General features: G+C 72.9%; 13 protein-coding genes. 8 read left to right on the forward strand and 5 right to left on the reverse strand.

Annotation, left to right across the window (positions count from 1 at the left end):
- Positions 1-35 precede the first annotated feature (35 nt).
- Both Q7L65_RS05420 and dnaX read right to left on the reverse strand, forming a co-directional pair.
- Positions 36-377 (reverse strand): YbaB/EbfC family nucleoid-associated protein, encoded by a 342-nt coding sequence (locus Q7L65_RS05420; RefSeq protein ID WP_304719278.1) that lies wholly within the window; start codon positions 375-377, stop codon positions 36-38.
- Positions 377-2,527, reverse strand: a complete 2,151-nt coding sequence (gene dnaX / locus Q7L65_RS05425; protein ID WP_304719279.1) for a DNA polymerase III subunit gamma/tau — start codon at positions 2,525-2,527, stop codon at positions 377-379. Before dnaX ends, Q7L65_RS05420 begins: the two co-directional genes overlap by 1 nt.
- A gap of 64 nt (positions 2,528-2,591) precedes the next feature.
- Here dnaX and Q7L65_RS05430 point away from each other — a divergent pair, with 64 nt between their 5' ends.
- The 3 genes from Q7L65_RS05430 to Q7L65_RS05440 all read left to right on the forward strand — a co-directional run bounded on the left by Q7L65_RS05430 (position 2,592) and on the right by Q7L65_RS05440 (position 6,794).
- Positions 2,592-4,613 carry an O-antigen ligase family protein gene (locus Q7L65_RS05430; RefSeq protein WP_304719280.1) on the forward strand — a complete coding sequence of 674 codons (2,022 nt, stop codon included), beginning with the start codon at positions 2,592-2,594 and terminating at the stop codon, positions 4,611-4,613.
- A 170-nt stretch (positions 4,614-4,783) separates the two neighbouring features.
- Positions 4,784-5,092: a hypothetical protein gene (locus tag Q7L65_RS05435; RefSeq protein ID WP_304719281.1), complete on the forward strand. Its 309-nt coding sequence runs from the start codon at positions 4,784-4,786 to the stop codon at positions 5,090-5,092.
- 235 nt (positions 5,093-5,327) lie between these two features.
- Positions 5,328-6,794 (forward strand): sugar transferase, encoded by a 1,467-nt coding sequence (locus Q7L65_RS05440; protein ID WP_304719282.1) that lies wholly within the window; start codon positions 5,328-5,330, stop codon positions 6,792-6,794.
- A gap of 16 nt (positions 6,795-6,810) precedes the next feature.
- Here the strand turns inward: Q7L65_RS05440 and Q7L65_RS05445 are convergent, their stop codons facing one another.
- On the reverse strand, positions 6,811-8,034 hold the full coding sequence (locus Q7L65_RS05445) for a glycosyltransferase family 4 protein (RefSeq protein ID WP_304719283.1): 1,224 nt from the start codon (positions 8,032-8,034) through the stop codon (positions 6,811-6,813).
- Positions 8,035-8,102: 68 nt separating this feature from the next.
- Here Q7L65_RS05445 and Q7L65_RS05450 point away from each other — a divergent pair, with 68 nt between their 5' ends.
- The 3 genes from Q7L65_RS05450 to Q7L65_RS05460 are packed head-to-tail and all read left to right on the forward strand — an operon-like array spanning position 8,103 to position 11,843.
- Positions 8,103-9,974: a glycosyl hydrolase family 28 protein gene (locus Q7L65_RS05450; RefSeq protein ID WP_304720246.1), complete on the forward strand. Its 1,872-nt coding sequence runs from the start codon at positions 8,103-8,105 to the stop codon at positions 9,972-9,974.
- Between the two features lie 7 nt (positions 9,975-9,981).
- A complete protein-coding gene (locus tag Q7L65_RS05455) occupies positions 9,982-10,800 on the forward strand; it encodes a PIG-L deacetylase family protein (RefSeq protein ID WP_304719284.1) in 819 nt (272 codons plus the stop codon).
- Positions 10,797-11,843, forward strand: coding sequence for a hypothetical protein (locus Q7L65_RS05460; RefSeq protein ID WP_304719285.1), 1,047 nt, complete (start codon positions 10,797-10,799; stop codon positions 11,841-11,843). The genes Q7L65_RS05455 and Q7L65_RS05460 overlap by 4 nt, the downstream gene beginning before the upstream one ends.
- Before the next feature lie 75 nt (positions 11,844-11,918).
- Here the strand turns inward: Q7L65_RS05460 and Q7L65_RS05465 are convergent, their stop codons facing one another.
- Both Q7L65_RS05465 and Q7L65_RS05470 read right to left on the reverse strand, forming a co-directional pair.
- Positions 11,919-13,295, reverse strand: coding sequence for a hypothetical protein (locus Q7L65_RS05465; protein ID WP_304719286.1), 1,377 nt, complete (start codon positions 13,293-13,295; stop codon positions 11,919-11,921).
- The gene (locus Q7L65_RS05470; protein WP_304719287.1) at positions 13,292-15,445 is read right to left on the reverse strand and encodes a glycosyltransferase; all 2,154 of its coding nucleotides are present in this window, start codon (positions 15,443-15,445) and stop codon (positions 13,292-13,294) included. The genes Q7L65_RS05465 and Q7L65_RS05470 overlap by 4 nt, the downstream gene beginning before the upstream one ends.
- Positions 15,446-15,572: 127 nt before the next feature.
- Between Q7L65_RS05470 and Q7L65_RS05475 the strand changes: the two genes are divergently transcribed.
- Positions 15,573-16,583, forward strand: coding sequence for a glycosyltransferase family A protein (locus Q7L65_RS05475; RefSeq protein ID WP_304719288.1), 1,011 nt, complete (start codon positions 15,573-15,575; stop codon positions 16,581-16,583).
- Positions 16,584-16,601: 18 nt separating this feature from the next.
- Positions 16,602-17,732: an NAD-dependent epimerase/dehydratase family protein gene (locus Q7L65_RS05480; RefSeq protein ID WP_304719289.1), complete on the forward strand. Its 1,131-nt coding sequence runs from the start codon at positions 16,602-16,604 to the stop codon at positions 17,730-17,732.
- Positions 17,733-17,773 lie beyond the last annotated feature (41 nt).

Below are 17,773 nucleotides of genomic sequence, written 5' to 3' on the forward strand. Positions count from 1 at the left end.
GGTCGAGGGCGCGGTCGCGGTGCGCGGGCGGTCGCTCAGAAGCCCGGCAGGCCGAGACCGCCGAGGCCGCCCGGGCCGCCCATGCCGCCGGTGATGCCGCCGAGTCTTCTCTCGGCCATCTCCTGCGCGGCGCGGATCGCCTCGTTGACGGCCACGAGGATCGTGTCCTGCAGCATGTCGACGTCGTCGGGATCGACCGCCTCGGGGTCGATCGTGATCGACTTGACCTCGAGGTCGCCGCTGATCTTGACCGTCACCATGCCGCCGCCCGCAGCCGCCTCGACGACCTCGTCCTTCAGTCTCTCCTGCGCGGCCATCATGTCGGCCTGCATTCTCTGGACCTGCTTGAGCATCTTCTGCATGTTCGGCTGGGGCATCAGGCGCTGCCTTCCTCGTCGTCGTCGATCAGCTCCTCGGCATCGAACTCTGCCACGAAGCGAGCGACCAGTTCGTCGCTGGTGAGGGCGGGCACGCCCGGCTGCGCGGCGGTCGGCTCGTCCTGCTGGAGCTCCTTCAGCTCGTAGACCGGCTTCAGGCTCACGCCCGCGAGCGCGCGCAGGGCGCCCGCGACGAGCCGTCTGCACTCCTCGCCCTCGGCCTTGCGCTTGAAGAAGGCGGCGCTGGGTCCGAACGCGAACACGGCCTCGGTCGAGGTCACCGCGATCGGCCGCGCCTCGCCGAGCGCGGCGGCGAGCATCGCGTTCTCGGAGCGGACCGAATCTATGACCGCCGGCCACAGCTCGTGCAGGCCGGCGAGGTCGAGCGTTCCGTGGGCGGCAGGTGCGGGCGGGGGTGCGGCGGGCGCGGGCGGAGCGGCCTCGGGCGGCGCCGGCGCGGCCGCAACCGGGGCCGGCTGCTCCAACGACTGCGGACGCGCGGCGGCAGCGGCCGTCGCCGGCGCGGGCAGGCCGTTGGCCGGTTGAGCGGGAGCGGGCGGCGCCGGTGCGAGCGGGCGCGCGGTGGCCGTCGCCGGCTCCGGCACCTCGAACGCACCCGGGTCGAACTCGGCCCCGGGCGGCGGCGTGTACTCGGGCAGCGGTTCCGACCACTGCGGCTCCGCGGCCGGCGGCTGCGGCGCGGCCGGGGTCGGCGGCGTGGCCGGGATCGGAGCCGGCGGCGCGGGAGCGGCAGCTTCGGGCGCGGGCGTCGGCGGCGGCGTCCAAGCGGGCTCGCTCGGCGCGGGCGCAGGCGCAGGCGGCTGTGGAGCGGCGATCGGCGGCGGCGCGGGAGCGGGTTCCGGCGAGGGAGCGGGTGGCTGCGCGGGGGCCGGCGCGACCGCTTGCGGCGCGGGCGCAGCCGGCGCCGCGGCAGCCTGCTCCGGCGGCGGGGCGATCTTCGCCGGGGGCGGCGCGGCGACGGCGCCCTCGGCGAGGCGGGCTTCGAGGCGGTCGATGCGGGCCAGCAGGGCGCGGGCGGAGGGGTCGACCTCGGGGGCGGCGGCCTTCACCAGCGCCAGCTCCAGCTGGATCCGCGCCTGGGCGCCGTTCGCCAGCGCGTCGAGCGCGACCGACAGCAGGTCGAGCAGGCGCACGACGTCCTGGCGGCCGAGCTGCTCGGCCTGCTGCGCGAGGCGCTTGTCGCGCTCGGGCGTCAGGCGCAGCTCCGCGGGCACCTCGCCGAGCACCTGCACCGCCAGCAGCTCGCGCGCGTGCGCCTCCAACTCGCGGATCAGCCCGCCCGCGTCGCGGCCGGCGTCGACGAGCCGCGCGACCGCCAGCAGCGACGCGCGCGCGTCGTGCGCAGCGACCGCGTCGACCGCGCCGAACAACGCCTCGGCGTCGGCGACGCCGAGGACCGCCAGCACGTCCTCCAGGGTGATGCCCTCGGGGCCCGCGCCGCCGTAGGTCGTCAGCTGCTCCAGCGTGCCGAGCGCGTCGCGGAACGAGCCGGTCGCGTGCCGCGCCACCAGCGCCAAAGCGGCGTCGGGGACGATGATCCCCTCCTGGTCGGCGACGCGCCGCAGGACCCCGGAGATCTCCTCGACGTTGGGGCGCGTGAAGTCGAACCGATGGCAGCGGTCCACGACGGTCGGCAGGACCTTGTTCGCCTCCGTCGTCGCGAGCACGAAGATCGTGTGCGGCGGCGGCTCCTCGAGCGTCTTGAGGAACGCGTTCCAGGCCGCCGACGAGAGCATGTGCGCCTCGTCGAGGATGTAGACCTTGTAGCCGCCGGAAACCGGCGCGTAGCCGACCTTGTCGCGCAGCTCGCGGATGTCGTCGACCGAGTTGTTGGAGGCCGCGTCCATCTCGATCACGTCGAGCGACGACGCGTTCGCGATCGAGACGCACGACTGGCAGACGCCGCACGGGTCGACCGTCGGACCGCCGCGCTCGCAGTTCAGGCAGGCGGCGAGGATCTTCGCCATCGACGTCTTGCCCGTTCCGCGCGAGCCGACGAACAGGTACGCGTGATGGACCTTGTCGCGCTCGACTGCATTGCGCAGCGTGCGTACGACATGGGTCTGTCCCACCACGTCGGCGAAGCTGCGCGGACGGTGGCGGCGGTAGAGCGAGGGGCCGGCGGACACGGGCGACCCAGTCTACTCAGGGGTACGGCGCGGCCGGCGCCGGCCCGCGCCGTATGCTTGCGCCGTGCCGGAGCGCCTGCGAACGGGTGGGATCGTCCTCGTACCCGCCCTGCCCGTGGTCGCCCTCTTCATCTATTGGGCTGCGCACGGCGGCGGCTACGAGCCGACCGACTGGGAACCCTCGGCGCTGGTGGTGCTCGGGCTGCTGGTCGCGACCGTCGCCGGCCTCGGCTTCGACCGCCTGCGCCTCACGCGCCGCGCCGCGATCGGGATCGCGGCGCTGGCCGGCTACACGGCCTGGTCGTACCTCTCGATCAGCTGGGCCGCGGCGCCGGGAGACGCGCTCGACGGCGCCAACCGCACTTTGCTCTTCCTGCTGCTGTTCGCGCTCTTCGCGCTGCTGCCGTGGCGCGCCTGGACGCTCTTCGCCGTGCTCAGCCTGCTCGCGCTGGGAATCGGCGCGATCGCCGCGGTCGACCTGCTGAGACTGAGCGACGCGAGCGCCGTCGAGGGGATGTTCCTCGGCGGCCGCCTCAAGACGCCGCTCGGCTACCCCAACGGCGGCGCCGCGCTCCTGATGATCGGCACGCTGCTGTCGACGGCGCTCGCGTCGCGTCGCGAACTGCCCGCGCCGCTGCGCGCCGTGCTGCTTGCGAGCGCGGCCGTGTCGCTGCAGATGACGGTCCTGACCGAGAGCCGCGGCTGGCTGTTCGCGCTGCCGATAGTCGCGATCGGCGCGATCGTGCTGGTGCCCGGCCGCGTGCGCCTGGTGCTGTGGATGGCGCCGGTCGCGCTCGCGTCGCTGATCCCGCTGCGCACGCTGCTCGACGTCTTCTCGCGGCCCGACGGCGTCCAGGACCCGGACGAGAAGCTGCAGCAGCTCGTCGCGGCGGCCGGCCACGCGCACGACGTCGTGCTGCCCGTGATCGCGGTGGTCTTCGTCGCCGGGCTGGCGATGGCGCTGCTGGACCGCAGCGTGAGCGTCTCCGAGACCGCGACCAGACGTGTCAACGAGGTCGCCGCCGGCCTTGCCGTGATCGCGGTGATCGCCGGGATCGTGGCTGGCTTCGCGTTCTCCGACGGCCGCCCGGATCGCAAGATCAGCGACTATTGGGACCGTTCCAGCGGCTATCAGGCGACGACCGCCGGTAGCTCGCGCTTCTCCTCCGTCGGCAGCAACCGGCCCGACTTCTGGCGCGTCTCGCTCGACGCCTTCGCCGCCCACCCGCTCGGCGGCCTCGGCCAGGACAACTGGGGCGACTACTACCTGCAGCACCGCCGCAGCGCCGAGCAGCCGCGTTGGACCCACAGCATCGAGCTGCGGCTGCTGGCGCATACCGGCGTCGTCGGCACGCTGCTGTTCGCCGTCTTCCTCGTCGCCACGCTGTTGGCGGCGCTGCGCGGCCGCAGACGAGCGGGCATGGCGACGAGCGCCGCCGCGGCGATCGCGCTGCTGCCGCTGCTCGTGTGGTTCGTGCACGGATCGATCGACTGGTTCTGGGAGTTCCCCGCGCTGAGCGGACCGGCCTTCGCGTTCCTGGGCGCGGCGACCGCGGTGATGGCGGAGTCACCCTCGCGCGCGGGTATGCGATCCGGCCAGCGGATCGGTGCGACGGTCGCGATCGGCGTCGCCGCGGTGCTGGCGCTGCTGGCGCTCGGGCTGCCGTACGCGGCCGAGCGCGAGACCGCCGAGGCGGCGCGCGAATGGCCGAGCGATCCGGCGGCCGCGCTGCGCGAACTCGACCGCGCCGCGAACCTGAATCCGCTCAGCGCGCGCACGCCGCTGGTCGCTGGTGTGATCGCGCTCGAGGCGAATCGGCCGAACGTGGCGCGTCAGCGCTTCGCCCAAGCGGTCGACCGCTCGTCGGGCGATTGGTTCGGCCACTTCGGTCTCGCGCTCGCGGCGACCGCGACGGGCGAGCGCAGACTCGCTGCAACGAACCTTGCAGCGGCTCACTCCCTCAGCCCCGACGATCCACTGATATCAGAGGCGATCGAGCGGCTCGACAGCCGCAGACCACTGACCTACACGGAGGCATTCGCCCGTCTGCGCGACGATGTCGCCACTCTGACCGGCACGCGCTGAGCTACCATCTACTACGTAGTGGTGCGGTATGAGCGCCGTGCCCAGCGGTTGTGGCCCGTTCGCGTCCATGCTACTTTGAGGCGTAATTCGCCACTTTCGCAAGCAATAAGTAGGTTTGAGGCGCATCGCGCTTCTGACCGGCCAATACAAGGATGGGAAGGATTGGTTCGATGAAGCGACTGGCCTTGATCATGGCTGTGGTCGCCGTCGTTCTGACCGCAGCAGTCCCCGCTTACGCGGCAGACTCGGTCGGCGACGCATACGGTGGACGCGGTGGCGGAATTCTCGGAGCCGTCGGGCAAGGCGGCGGAGGCAACTCCGGCGGCGATACGACGCCCGCACCCAACCAGGTGCAGGTGGCTTCGACCGGTAGCACGCTGCCGTTCACAGGGCTCGACCTCGGGCTGCTCGCCATTGGCGGGATCGCCCTCGTCGGCGTCGGTGTCGGTCTGCGGCGATTCGCTCGTCCGCTGGCCTAGACGGCGCTGAGCTGAGCACAGCTCAGGAGTCCGAGCCTCCGGAAGCACGGACGGCCTCGAGCCGGAGTTGTGGTCGACGCGTGACCGGCGCGTCGACCGCCACTGCCGTCTCGGCGCCAGTCCCTGCTCGCTCGGCGACGGCAGTTTCCGTCGGGCGATCGGAGCGGCCACCGGCCGATGACGCTTCCGGGCTCAACCTCCGGCCGTCTTCTGCCGAAAGGGTTCTGAGAGCCCCGTGGCCTCCACCGTTGCCGAAAAGTTCCACGATTCGCACGCGACCTCCGCGCTCACGGTCGATTCGACCGAGCAGCGCAGGCTTACGCGGCTGAAGCGCGTGCGCACCTACCGGATCGCCGACTCCGCGATGCTGATGCTGGCCGTCACGACGGCGGTGCTCGCATCGCCCGGTACGACGACCACGTCCGACTTCCTGTGGGCGGCGGGCTACGCGCTGCTGACGCTGCTGATCCTCGAGGGTCGCGGCTTCTACACGCTGCGCCTGCACCAGTCGCCGGTCGACATGATGGCGCGGATATTCGCCGCCACCTCGATCGCGGCGATGGTGCTGACGTTCGCCCACGCGATCGTCGACAACGAGCCGGAGCTGGCGCAGCAGACGCTGCGGCTGTGGGTCTTCGCGCTCGTCTTCCTCGGCGCCGGCCGGCTCGGCCTGACGCTCGACCGCCAGCGCGCGCTGCGCCGCGGCGAGACCGGCTCCAACACACTCGTCGTCGGCTCCGGCAGCGTCGGCCACCTGATCGCCCAGCGGCTGATCGACCGCCCGGAGCTGGGCCTGCGGCCGATCGGCTTCCTCGACAAGGACCCGCTGATCGACAACTCCGCCGACAGGGACGGCCTGCCGGTGCTGGGCGCCAGCTGGGACCTGGAGGACGTCGTGCAGCGCTACAACGTCGAGCAGGTCGTCGTGACCTTCTCGACCGCGCCGCACGCGGTCATGCTCGGCCTGATCCGGCGCTGCCGCGAGCTCGGCGTCGAGGTCGTCGTCGTCCCGCGCCTGTTCGAAGAGGTCAACAACCGCGTCGAGGTCGAGCACCTCGGCGGCGTCCCGCTGCTGCGCGCCGCGACGGTCGATCCGAAGGGCTGGCAGTTCACCTTCAAGTACGCGCTCGACCGCGTCCTCGCCGGCATCGGCCTGCTGCTGATCTCTCCGCTGCTGCTGGCGATCATGCTGGCGGTGCGGCTCAGCTCGCCCGGCCCGATTCTCTACCACCAGCGTCGCGTCGGCCTCGACGGACGCGAGTTCGACATGCTCAAGTTCCGCTCGATGCGCGTGGCGGAGACGATCGACGAGTTCGTCCCCGTCGACGGCCTCGCCCCCGGCGGCATCGAGGGCGTCGACCGCCGCACGCGCGTCGGCGAGTGGATGCGGCGGACCTCGCTCGACGAGCTGCCGCAGCTGATCAACGTGCTGCGCGGCGACATGTCGCTGATCGGGCCGCGCCCCGAGCGCACCAGCTACGCGAACTCCTTCACCGAGCACGTCTACCGCTACGGCGACCGCCATCGCGTCAAGTCCGGGCTGACCGGCTGGGCGCAGGTGCAGGGCCTGCGCGGGCAGACCTCGCTGACCGATCGCGTCGAATGGGACAACTACTACATCGAGAACTGGAGCTTCTGGCTCGATGTGAAGATCGTCCTGATGACCGTGCCGGCGCTGCTCGGGCGCGTCGGGGCGGAGTAGCGCGCTGCGCCCGGCCTCAACCGCGGGCGGCGGGCGCCGCGGCGGTCGCGGCCAGCAGACGCTGCAGCGACTCCTGCGCGGCGTTGCCGATCGAGCGCCAGTCGAAGCGCTCCTCGACGGTCGCGCGGCCGTTGCGCGCGAGCGTCGCGCACAGCTCGTCGTCCTCCAGCAGCCGGTCGATCGCGGCCGCGAACTGCGCCGGGTCGTCGGCGATCAGCGCGTCGTGCCCGTCGACGAGGCCCTGGCCCTCGCAGCCGAGCGTCGTCGTCACGACCGGGACCCCGCGCGCGAGCGCCTCGAGGATCTTCAGGCGCGTGCCGCCGCCGGAGCGCAGCGAGACGGCGAGCAGCCGCGCGCTGTCCAGGTACGGCGTCGTCGACTCGACGAAGCCGGTCACCTCGACCTCGAGGTCGGCGCTCTCGGCCCAGCGCGCCACCAGCGGCGGCGGGTTGGCGCCGACGACGCGCACGACCGCGTCGCGACGGCGCAGGTGCGGCACGACGTCCTCCAGCAGGTGCCGCACGCCGTCGACGTTGGGGCCGTAGTCCATCCGCCCGAGGAACAGCACCTCGCTCCCGGCCGGCTGCGCCGCGCGCAGCGGCAGCAGCTCGCAGTCGACGCCGTTGGGGACGAGGTCGACGCGGCCCGGCGCGAGCGGCTCGAAGTGCTCCTGCTCCTCCTCCGAGACGGCCCACGTGCGCCCCATCCGGCCGACGGCCTCGGCCTCGTGCGCGGCGACGGGCCGCACCTGGCGGCGCGCCATCGCGGCGCGCAGCCCGCCGGCGCGCGTCATCGTCGCGACGCGGCGCGCCTCGACGTTGTGGCTGTCGAAGATCGTCGCGGCCTCCAGCGACGGCGGCAGATACGCCTCCATGTAGAGCTGGCCGACGACGATCACGTCGGGGCGCAGCTCGCCCAGCAGCGCGTCGAGCGCTCGGGCGGCGTCGCGGTCGTAGAAGTAGCGGCGCTCGAACGGGCGCCCGAGCGCGTAGTCGGCCAGCAGTCGCGCGCGGCGCGCGAGCACGGACGGCGCGAACGGCCGCAGCTCGACCCGTTCGCAGAGCGCGTCGAGCTGTGCGCGCGCCTCGGCCGGCGGCGTCCCGTCGGGCATCAGCGCGAACAACGAGACCGCGCAGCCGTGGCGCGCCAGCTCCCGCATCAGGTGGTAGCTGCGGATGCGCGCGCCGCTGACGAGCGGCAGCGGCGGCTCGTGGGTGAGGAACAGCACGCGGGTCGCCATGGGCTGCCAGCTTACGGACTGTTGGAGTGCCGAAGAGCCCGATCCGTACAATCTGTGGGGTGCACTCGATGACGGCGAAGCTCGTGACCATGATCGCGACGTTCGGCGTCGCCGTCGGGCTGACCGCGTGCGGCGGATCCAGTTCCCCGTCCCCCGCCGCGACCAGCAGCGCAAGACGCACCACCGTCGCGACGGAGACCGTCGCCGACACCAGCGGCCTCGTGACGCCGCAGGTCCCCGAGGGCGAGGCGCACAGCGCCAGCTTCGACGTCAGAGCGCGCGTGCCGGGCGGCGAGTGGAGGGACGTCGGGGTCTACGCCACGCGCGTCGACCTCAACTCGCCCAGCACCGTCGCGATGTCCGTGCTGCAGTCCGACGGCCCCGTCGAGATCCAGGTGACGCACCTGAACGGGCCGATGAGAACGCTGCCGGCGCGGCCGGCCAGCGCCGCCGTCACGCCGACGCTGAGCGCGGACGGCAGAAGCGCGACCTTCACGCTCCCCGGCCCCACCTCGCTGTCGCTCGAGCCGGACGGCGACACGCACGACAACCTCCAGCTGTTCGTCAACCCGATCGACGAGCGCGCGCCGACGAGAAGCGGCCCGGGCGTCATGTACTACGGCCCCGGGGTGCACGAGATCCCCGGCGACCACATCGTGCGCGTGCCCAGCAACACGACCGTCGAGCTCGCCGCCGGCGCGCTCGTGCACGGCGCGTTCCGGACCGAAAGATCGAGAAACGTCGTCTTCGGCGGCAGCGGCGTGATCGACCCGTCGCCGTACTTCGACTCCGAGGGCGACACCGCCGGCATCTTCGTCAACCAGGCCAGCAACGTCGGCATCAAGGACGTCACGATCCTGCGCGGTCAGAACGGCGGCGTGACGCTGTCGGACGCGACCGACGTCGTGATCGAGAACCTGAAGGAGATCAACGCCGATCGCTACAGCGACGGGATCGACATCATCTCGTCCAACCACGTGCTGATCGACAACAGCTTCCTGCGCACCTCCGACGACTCGATCGCGATCTGGGCGTCGAGCCCGTGGCTCGGCAGCGGTGACACCAGCAACATCACGGTCCGCAACACGACGCTGTGGCCGGATCTCGTCCACGGGGTGCTGGTCGGCCCGTTCGGCAAGCAGGGCGCGGGCGAGTCGATCAGCGGACTCGACTTCCAGGGCATCGACGTGCTGCAGCAGACGATGTCCAACCCGCAGTATCAGGGTGCGCTGGCGCTCAACGCCGGCAACGACCTGACGATCCAGAACGTCCGCTTCGACGACGTGCGGATCGACCGGATCGCCGACGGCTACCCGTTCGACGTGCGCGTCTTCACCAACCCGGATTACAGAACGACGCCAGGCAAGCAGATCAGAGACGTGCTGTTCCGCAACGTCGTGCTGCCGTCGGGCGGCGGCGGCAACTCGAAGGTCTCGGGCTACTCGGCCGACCGGACCGTCTCCAACGTCCTGTTCGAGAACGTCAGACGAATCGACAGACCGGCGGCCGCCAACGCCGCGGCGGCGGGCGTCGACGTCGGGCCGTTCACCTCCAACATCGCGTTCGCGGCCAGACGCATCACCGCCGCTGTCAGCGTCAACTCGCCGGCGCTGCGCCGCACGGGCAGATGGACGCGCTCGCGCACCAGCTTCCTGTCGCGCGCGCCGAGATCGACGCTGACGGTCAGATTCAACGGCCGCCAGGCGCGTGTGATCGGCGGGCTCGGGCCCGCCAACGGCAAGGTCGACGTCTACCTCGACGGCAGACGCGTGCGCACGATCGACACGTACTCCGGCAGAGTGCTGACCGGCCAGCTGCTGTTCGACACGGGCGTGCTGCCCGCGCGGGCGCACACGCTGAAGCTGCGCTTGACCGGCAGACGCAACATCCTCTCCAGAGGCGCCGGCTTCCGCCTCGACAGAGTCGACGTCGTCCCGTAGCCACCGCATGAGACCTCGCCGCATGTTCGTGCGGGCACCACGGATCGTCGTGGTCTCGCCGCACCTCGACGACGCCGCGCTGTCGATGGGCGCGACGATCTCGCGCGCCGCGCGCGCGGGCGCGCACGTGACCGCGCTGACGGTCTTCGCGGGCGACCCCGACAGCGTCGCCGACGCCGGTCCGTGGGATCGCGCGTGCGGCTTCGGGAGCGCCCGCGATGCCGCGCGCGTCCGGCGCGAGGAGGACGTGCGCGCGTGCGCGATCCTCGGCGCGACGCCCGCATGGCTGGCGTTCGCCGACGTCGAGTACGAGCCCGAGCACGACGCCGACGCGATCTGGGCGGCGCTCGCGCCGTGCCTGGCGGGCGCGCAGCTGGTGCTGACGCCGGGCTTCCCGCTGCACCACCCCGACCACGAGTGGCTCACGCGGCTGTTGGTGGCGCGGCTGCCCGCCGACGCGCCGCTGGCCTTCTACGTCGAGCAGCCGTACGCCAACACGGCCGCGATCGGGCGCGGCTACGACCGCGCGTCGCTGGGCAAGGTCGCGCGCATCGGCGTGCGCAGCGCGGCCGGCCGGCGCCTGCAGGCGCCGCAGCCGAGCGACACGATCGGGCAGATCGCCGCGACCCCGCTGGAGTGGATCGCGGCGGGCGCCGACGCCGAGGCGCGCGACGCGAAGCGACGCGCGATCCTCGCCTACGGCTCCCAGCTCGACGGCCTCGGCGGTCGGCTGACCGAGCGGATCCGGCTGTACGAATGGGGCTGGGGCGGCGAGGGCGTCGGTCTCAAGCAAGCCGGGGCGGCTGCCGATACGGTCGAAACATGAGCATCGCGACGACGCCCAAGCAGCAGGTGACGCACGTCACCGTCTCCGACTCGAAGTTCTTCATCGGACTCGTCGGGATGATCAACTCGCTGCGGATGACCGGCAACGACGAGCCGCTGATCGTGATCGACGTCGGCCTGACCGACAAGCAGAAGGCGCTGATCTCGCGCGAGTGCGAGATCGTCCCGCCGCCGATCCCGAAGGACCGCGTCTTCGTCGTACTGCTGAAGGCGTCGCTGCACCTGCTCGGGATCAGAGGGATCGCGACGCTGCTGGACAGCGACGTGATCATCACGCGCAAGATGACGCCGATCCTCGACGACGCGGCCGCCGGCAAGCTCGTCGTCGTCGCCGACCAGTTCCTCGAGCGCTACTTCGACGAGTGGGGCCCGGTGCTCGGCCTCGACCCGCCGCCGCGGCGCCAGCGACAGGTCGGCGGCGGCTTCCTCGCGATCGACCTCGAGCAGTGGCCCGACTTCATGCCGCGCTGGTTCGAGCTGTGCGAGCGGATCCCGGCCGAGCGCAACGACCTGCCGTTCGACCTGCCGCGCGACGAGTTCCTGAAGAACCCGTTCGCGCTCAACGAGCAGGACGTCCTCAACGCCTTCATGGCCTCCGAGCTGACCGAAGACGACCGCAAGGTCTACGAGCTCGACGTCTTCCCCGGCCCGCCGCACAACGACAGGCTGAAGATCCTCGACCGCACGACGCTGCGCTGCGACTACGAGGGCCACAACCCGTTCCTGCTGCATTACTGGAACCACCCCAAGCCGTGGCTGCCGGGCGCGCGCAAGACGCTGCAGATGGACGCCTACGTCGAGCTGCTGGCGCGCGTGCTCGACGCCGACGACGTGCCGATACCGCTGCCGCGCGCCGAACTGCCGATCTGGCTGCGCGACGACACGGTGGGCCGGCTGGTGCGGCGCTCGCCGCGCCAGCTGCGGCGCACGATCCGCGCCGGGCTGAGCAAGCTGCCCGACGGCTACGAGCAGCGCGCGCGCGACCTCGGCGGCTCGGTCGCCGAGAAGCTGCGGCTCGGCTGAGCGCGGCGCCGCCGGACGCGGCGTGCGCCGAGCGGCGAGCTGGGCCGGGCCGAGCGGGCAGCGCCGCGCCGCTCGCTAGCTCCAGGCGTCCCAGCTCGGCCCGAGCCTCGGGTCGGCGAACCAGACCTCGGCGAGGTGTCTGCGCGGGCCGGTCGAGAGCCGCAGCCACGTCAGCGACAGCAGCGGCCCGACCGTCTCCGGCGCGAGGCCGAGCGCGTCGCACCCCTCCCGCACGAGCTGGAACAGCAACGGCGCCGAGGCCGAGTCGCCGCGGAACAGCCGCGCGAACGCGTCGCGGCGACCTATCGCCGGATCGTCGAGCTCGCCGTCGAGGATCGGCAGCGCCTGCGCGAGGAAGAAGGCGAGGTCGGCGAGCGGAAGGCCGTGGCGCTGCGCCTCCTCCCAGTCGATCACGTTGAACGCGCTGCCGTCGACGAGCACGTGCGTCGGGTCGAGGTCCTTGTGCTCGACGACCGCGGGCACGCCGACGACGCGCGCCTTCAGCACCGCGACGTCGGCGCCGGTCTCCTCTACGATCCCCTCCGGGAAGCCGAGCGCCGCGAGCGGCTCGGCGATCCCGCCGGGAACTGCCGACTCCTTGCTGATCTGGATCAGCCAGCGCGCGACCGCCTCGACGACCGCCCGCTTGCGCGCGGCGTTGCCGGAGGAGCGCAGCCAGTAGACGAGCGGCGCACCGAGCGCGGCCGTCTCGACCGTCAGCGGCCGCGGCCCGTCGACCGAGATGCCGACGAGCGACGGCGTGTGCTGCGTGATCGCGCCGCCGACGTCGGCGATCAGGTCGTGGCCGCGCTTGTCGGACAGGAACGGGTCCGGGTCGCTGTGGTTGGGGCTGAACTTCAGCACCCACGACGGCTTGCTCGCGCCCGGCTTGAAGAGGAAGTACGCGGAGCGCTCGCGCGCGCGGCCGAGCATCAACACCCAGTCCAGCCGCGGCGGCAGCCCCAGCTGCTGGCCGGTGCGGACCGGGAACGGCAGGCCGGCGGGGCGCGTCGCGACGGCGACGGACCCGGGCAGCGGCGCCTTCGCGCTGATCGCGAGGCCGGCGACGACGTTGCGCAGCCGCTTCACGAGCCCGGCCGGCACCGACAGGTTGGCGAGCGCGTAGCGGGCGGCGCCGCCGTAGGCGAGCGGGATCAGCACGGACGGCTCGGCCAGCGACGGAACCGGCAGGTAGCGCTGCACGCTGTAGCCGGCCTGCTGCAGCGCCTTCAGGTCGCCTCTGCCGAACAGGATCGCCGACGGCGCGCCGGTCGCCACGACCTCGGCCGCGCGTTCGGCGGGGGCGATCGCGACCTGCGGCGTCTCGCCCTCCACGACGCGCACGCCGCCCTCCTCCAGCGGCTCGCGCCACTCCTCGGCGCCCGGCAGCAGGACGGCGGTCTCGGTCGCCTCCGGCAGCACGTACAGCAGTCCGGCCCGTGTGTGACTCATGCAACCACCGATCGATAGAGGTCCTCGAACGAACGCACCATCCGCTCGCGGGAGAAGGTGCTGCGGGCGACGGCGCGACCACGCTCGCCCATCGCGCGGTTGGCGGCGGGATCGAGCACGCGCCCGATCGCGGCGGCCAGCGCGGCGGCGTCGTCCGGCGCCACCAGCACGCCGGTCTCGCCGTCGGCGACGACCTCCTGCAGGCCGCCGACGCGCGAGGCGACGACCGGCACGCCGGCGCTCATCGCCTCCAGCGCGACGATTCCCAGCGGCTCGACGCGCGACGGCACGACGAGCGCGTCGAAGGAGCCGATCAGCGCCTGCGAGTCGGTCCGCCAGCCGGTCAGCTCGACGCGGTCGACGAGCCCGAGCCGCTCGCGCAGCCGCTCGATCCGTGCCCGCTCGGGTCCGTCGCCGACGAGCACACCGCTGACGCCGGGGGTTTGGGCGAGCGCCTCCAGGAAGACGTCGAACCCCTTCTCCTCGACGAAGCGGCCAACGGCGCCGACGACGGGGGCGGCAGCGCGATCGGCGCGATCGGGCCGCTCCTCCACACCGTTGTAGATCGTCCGCACGCGGCCGCGCGGGAGGCCGACGATCGCCTCGACGGCGCGCGCGGAGCTGTCGCTGACGGCGACGTGCGCGGCGAGCCCGCGCGAGGTCAGCCGCTTCAGCCGCAGCTGCAGCGCGTCGGTCGCCTCGGTCGGGAAGTGCTCGACCGCGATCACGCGCGTGCCCGGGACGAGCAGGCCGGCGGCGAGCGCGAACTGGCAGGCGTAGGAGTGGCGCAGGTTGACCTGCAGGATCTGCGGGCGCGTGCGCGCGAAGTAGCGCATGTGCGCGGCGATCGCGCGCACGTCGCGCTTGTCGCGCACCGGCGGCAGCAGCGCGGTCCGTGCCGACGGCCGCCGCTCCTGCAGCCACGCGACGACGGCCGCGTCGACGCCGACGATCGTCACGTCGACCTGCGGCGCGAGCCCTTCGAGCAGCGTCGCGAGCGACTGCTCGGCACCTGCGACCTGGGTCGCGTCGGAGTAGACGGCGAGGCGGAGCGGGCCGGCGCGCGCGACCTCCACGTCGCGATACACCGCCAGATGCGCCTCCCCCGTCGCGCGCAGGTCCGGCGGGGTCGGGGGCGGCGGGGGCAGCTCACCCGTGACCGCTTCGCTCCACGCGGCGACCGTGCGCGGCAGGACCGCGCCGGCGGAGGCGGCTGTCACCGATGCGGCCAGCTGCGGCGCGTCGGAGGCCAGGACGGGGACGCCGGCGGCACGGGCGAGGTGCAGCAGGCCGCTGTCGCTCGCTGTCACGTACGGCAGCAGCAGCGCGTCGGCGGCCAGCAGCGCGGTCTGCAGCTCCTGCTCCGGGGCGTAGCCGACGCGCACGTCGGCGCGGCCGCTGCGCTGCAACCGCTCCAGCACCGGGCGCTCCTGCTCGGCCATCAGCTCGCCCATCAGCAGCAGTCGCGGCGCCGCGACGCCGAGCTGCTCCCAGACGTCGGCGAGCAGGCCGTAGCCCTTGTACTCGCGCACGAAGCCGAGCGCGACCAGCAGCCGCTCGCCCTCCGGCACGCCGATCCGCCGGCGCGCCTCCTCACGCGGCAGCCGCAGCAGCCGGTCGGAGACGGGATGGTCGATCACGACGGCCTCGACGCCGGCCAGCTCGCGCACGAGCGCGGCGGCGGGCGGCGTGTGGACGATCACCCGATCGACGGCGCGGTAGATCGCGGCGAAGCGGTCGCGGTCGGCCGGGGTCGTCTCGAACGGCAGCACGTCGTGCGCGGTCCAGACGAGCGGAACCCGGCGCGTCAACCGCTGCAGCAGGCGCGCGTCCAACCGCCGGTTGATCGGCATCTGGAAGTGGACGACGTCGGGCCGCGTGCGGCGCACGTGGCGCTCGATCGCGACCGCCGAGCGCGCCCATTCCCACAGCCGCTGCGAGTAGGCGATCGGCATCGGCAGCGTCGAGGGACCCCATCTGGTGTCGGGCAGCAGACGCGCGACGGGGACCTCCCCACCGCCGTCCTCGAGCGCAACGTTGCCGAGGATCTCCGGGCTGGCGCCGGCCGCCTGCAGCGAGCGTGCGACCAACTCCGTGTAGGCGGGGATTCCGCCGCGCGAGGAGGGGTCGACGAGCAGGGGGCGCGGCATCGTTCGCGTGAGCCTACACATCGGTCCGCGGGGATCGGATCAGCGTTCCAGGGCACGTCACGTCGCCCGTGTATCGGTCGCTCCAGATAAGAGCTTGAGCCGTGCCGTCGTATAGCATCGCGCCGCGATGGCACGACCGCTGCTGGCGCCCGCACCCTCCTCCCCGCCGGCCCCGGCGGCCGCGCCGTCGTTCTCGATCGTGATCACGGCCTACGAGGTCGCGCCCTACCTCGGCGAGGCGGTCAGATCGGCGCTGGAGCAGACGCTGCCGGCCGCCGACGTCGTGGTCGTCGACGACGGCTCGAGCGACGACGTCGACGGCGCGCTCGCGCCCTACCGCGACCGCATCACGCTGGTGCGGCAGGTCAACCAGGGGCCGGGCGCCGCCAAGCTCGCCGGCGCGCGCGCCGCGTCCGGCGAGTTCGTCTCGTTCCTCGACGGCGACGACGTCTACCTGCCGCAGCGACTGGAGGCGCTCGCGGAGGCCGCGGCCGCGCGACCGGACCTCGACGTGCTGCAGACCGACGCCTGGGTCGAGTCCGGCGGCGAGCGGCTGCGCCGCGTCTACGACGAGACGTGGGAGTTCGAGGTCGACGACCAGCGCCGCGGGATCCTCACGCGCTGCTTCGTGCTCGGCCACGCCGCCGCGCGCAGAGCGCTGCTGGTCGCGCTCGACGGCAGCGACCGCACGACGCTGGACGACTGGGAGTGCTGGATCCGGCTGATCCTCGACGGCGCCCGCGCCGGCTGCGTGCAGGAGCCGCTGTCGGTCTACCGCGTGCGCCCCGGCAGCCTCTCGACCGGCCGCACCTCGCTCTACCGCCGCGGCACCGCGACGCTGCGCAAGTTCGAGGCCGAGCCGGGGCTGAGCGAGGCCGAGCGGACCGCGCTCGTGCAGACGCGGAGCGAGTGGTCGCGGCTGCTGACGCTGGAGCTGGCGCGCGACGCGCTGCACGCCGGCGACCGCCGCGCCGCGCGCCCGCTGCTGAAGCGGATCGTGCGCAGCCGCGGCTACGACCCGCGCGCGCGGCTCAAGGCGCTGATCTCGCTGCTCGCCCCCGGCGTCGCGCGACGGCTGCTGGCCGAGCGCGCGGCGAAGGAGTGGGTCGGCGCAGGCGGTATGCGGGTCTCCCGATAGCCAGTATTCTCGCGCCGCATGAGAGCTCTGGTGACCGGCGGCGCCGGCCTGATCGGATCGCATCTGGTGGACGCGCTGCTCGCGCAGGGCGACGAGGTGCGGATCCTCGACAACCTCGACCCCGGCTCCCACCGCGGCAGACCTGCCTGGATCCCGGACGAGGCGGAGTTCATCCTCGGCGACGTCCGTGACACCGACGCGCTCGCCAAGAGCCTGCGCGGGATCGACGAGGTCTACCACCTGGCCGCGGCCGTGGGCGGCGTCACGACCGAGATCTCCAGCTTCTTCGACGTCAACGCGACCGGCACGGCGCGGATCTTCGAGGTGCTCGACCAGGAGAAGATCGCGATCCGCAAGCTGGTCGCGCCCTCCTCGCAGTCGATCTACGGCGAGGGCCTGTACCGCTGCGAGCAGCACGGCACGGTCCAGCCGCTGCCGCGCGACCTCACGCGGATGGCCGAGGGTCACTGGGAGCCGCAGTGCCCGCAGTGCGGCGCCGCGCTGACGCCGCTGCTGACCGACGAGAGCGCCCACCTCAACGGCGAGACGCCGTACGCGGCCAGCAAGATCGCCGAGGAGCGGATCGTGATCGGCCTCGGCAAGCGCTTCGCGATCCCGACCGCGGCGCTGCGCTACGCGGTCGTCTACGGCCCGCGCCAGTCGGTCTTCAACCCCTACACGGGGATCCTCTCGATCTTCTCGACGCTGCTGCTGAACGACCGCCCGCCGCGCGCGTTCGAGGACGGGCAGGAGACGCGCGACTTCGTCTACGTCGGCGACGTCGTGCGCGCGACGATGACGGCGATGCGCGAGGACGGCGCCGACGGCCAGGTGCTCAACGTCGGGCGCGGCGTGCCGGTGACGATCGTCGAGGTGATCGAGGCGCTCGCCGCCGCCTACGAGCGCGAGCCGAACTACGTCGTGACCGGCGAGTTCCGCCCCGGCGACGTGCGCCACCTCGTGCTCGACGCCGGCCGCATCCGCGCGCTCGGCTGGGAGCCGCAGACGGAGCTGGCCGCCGGCCTCGTGCAGATGGCCGGCTGGATCGAGGGCCTGGGCGAGCTGGAGGACGTCTTCAGCGGCATGCTCGGCGAGCAGCGCGAGCGCGGCACCGTGATGCAGAGCGACGCGAGCGCGCCGCAGGCCTGAGCGCGAGCCGCGCGCCGTCGCGCTGCCGCGCCGCCGGCCGC

This window comes from Conexibacter sp. CPCC 206217 (assembly GCF_030646165.1).
Classification (GTDB): domain Bacteria; phylum Actinomycetota; class Thermoleophilia; order Solirubrobacterales; family Solirubrobacteraceae; genus Conexibacter.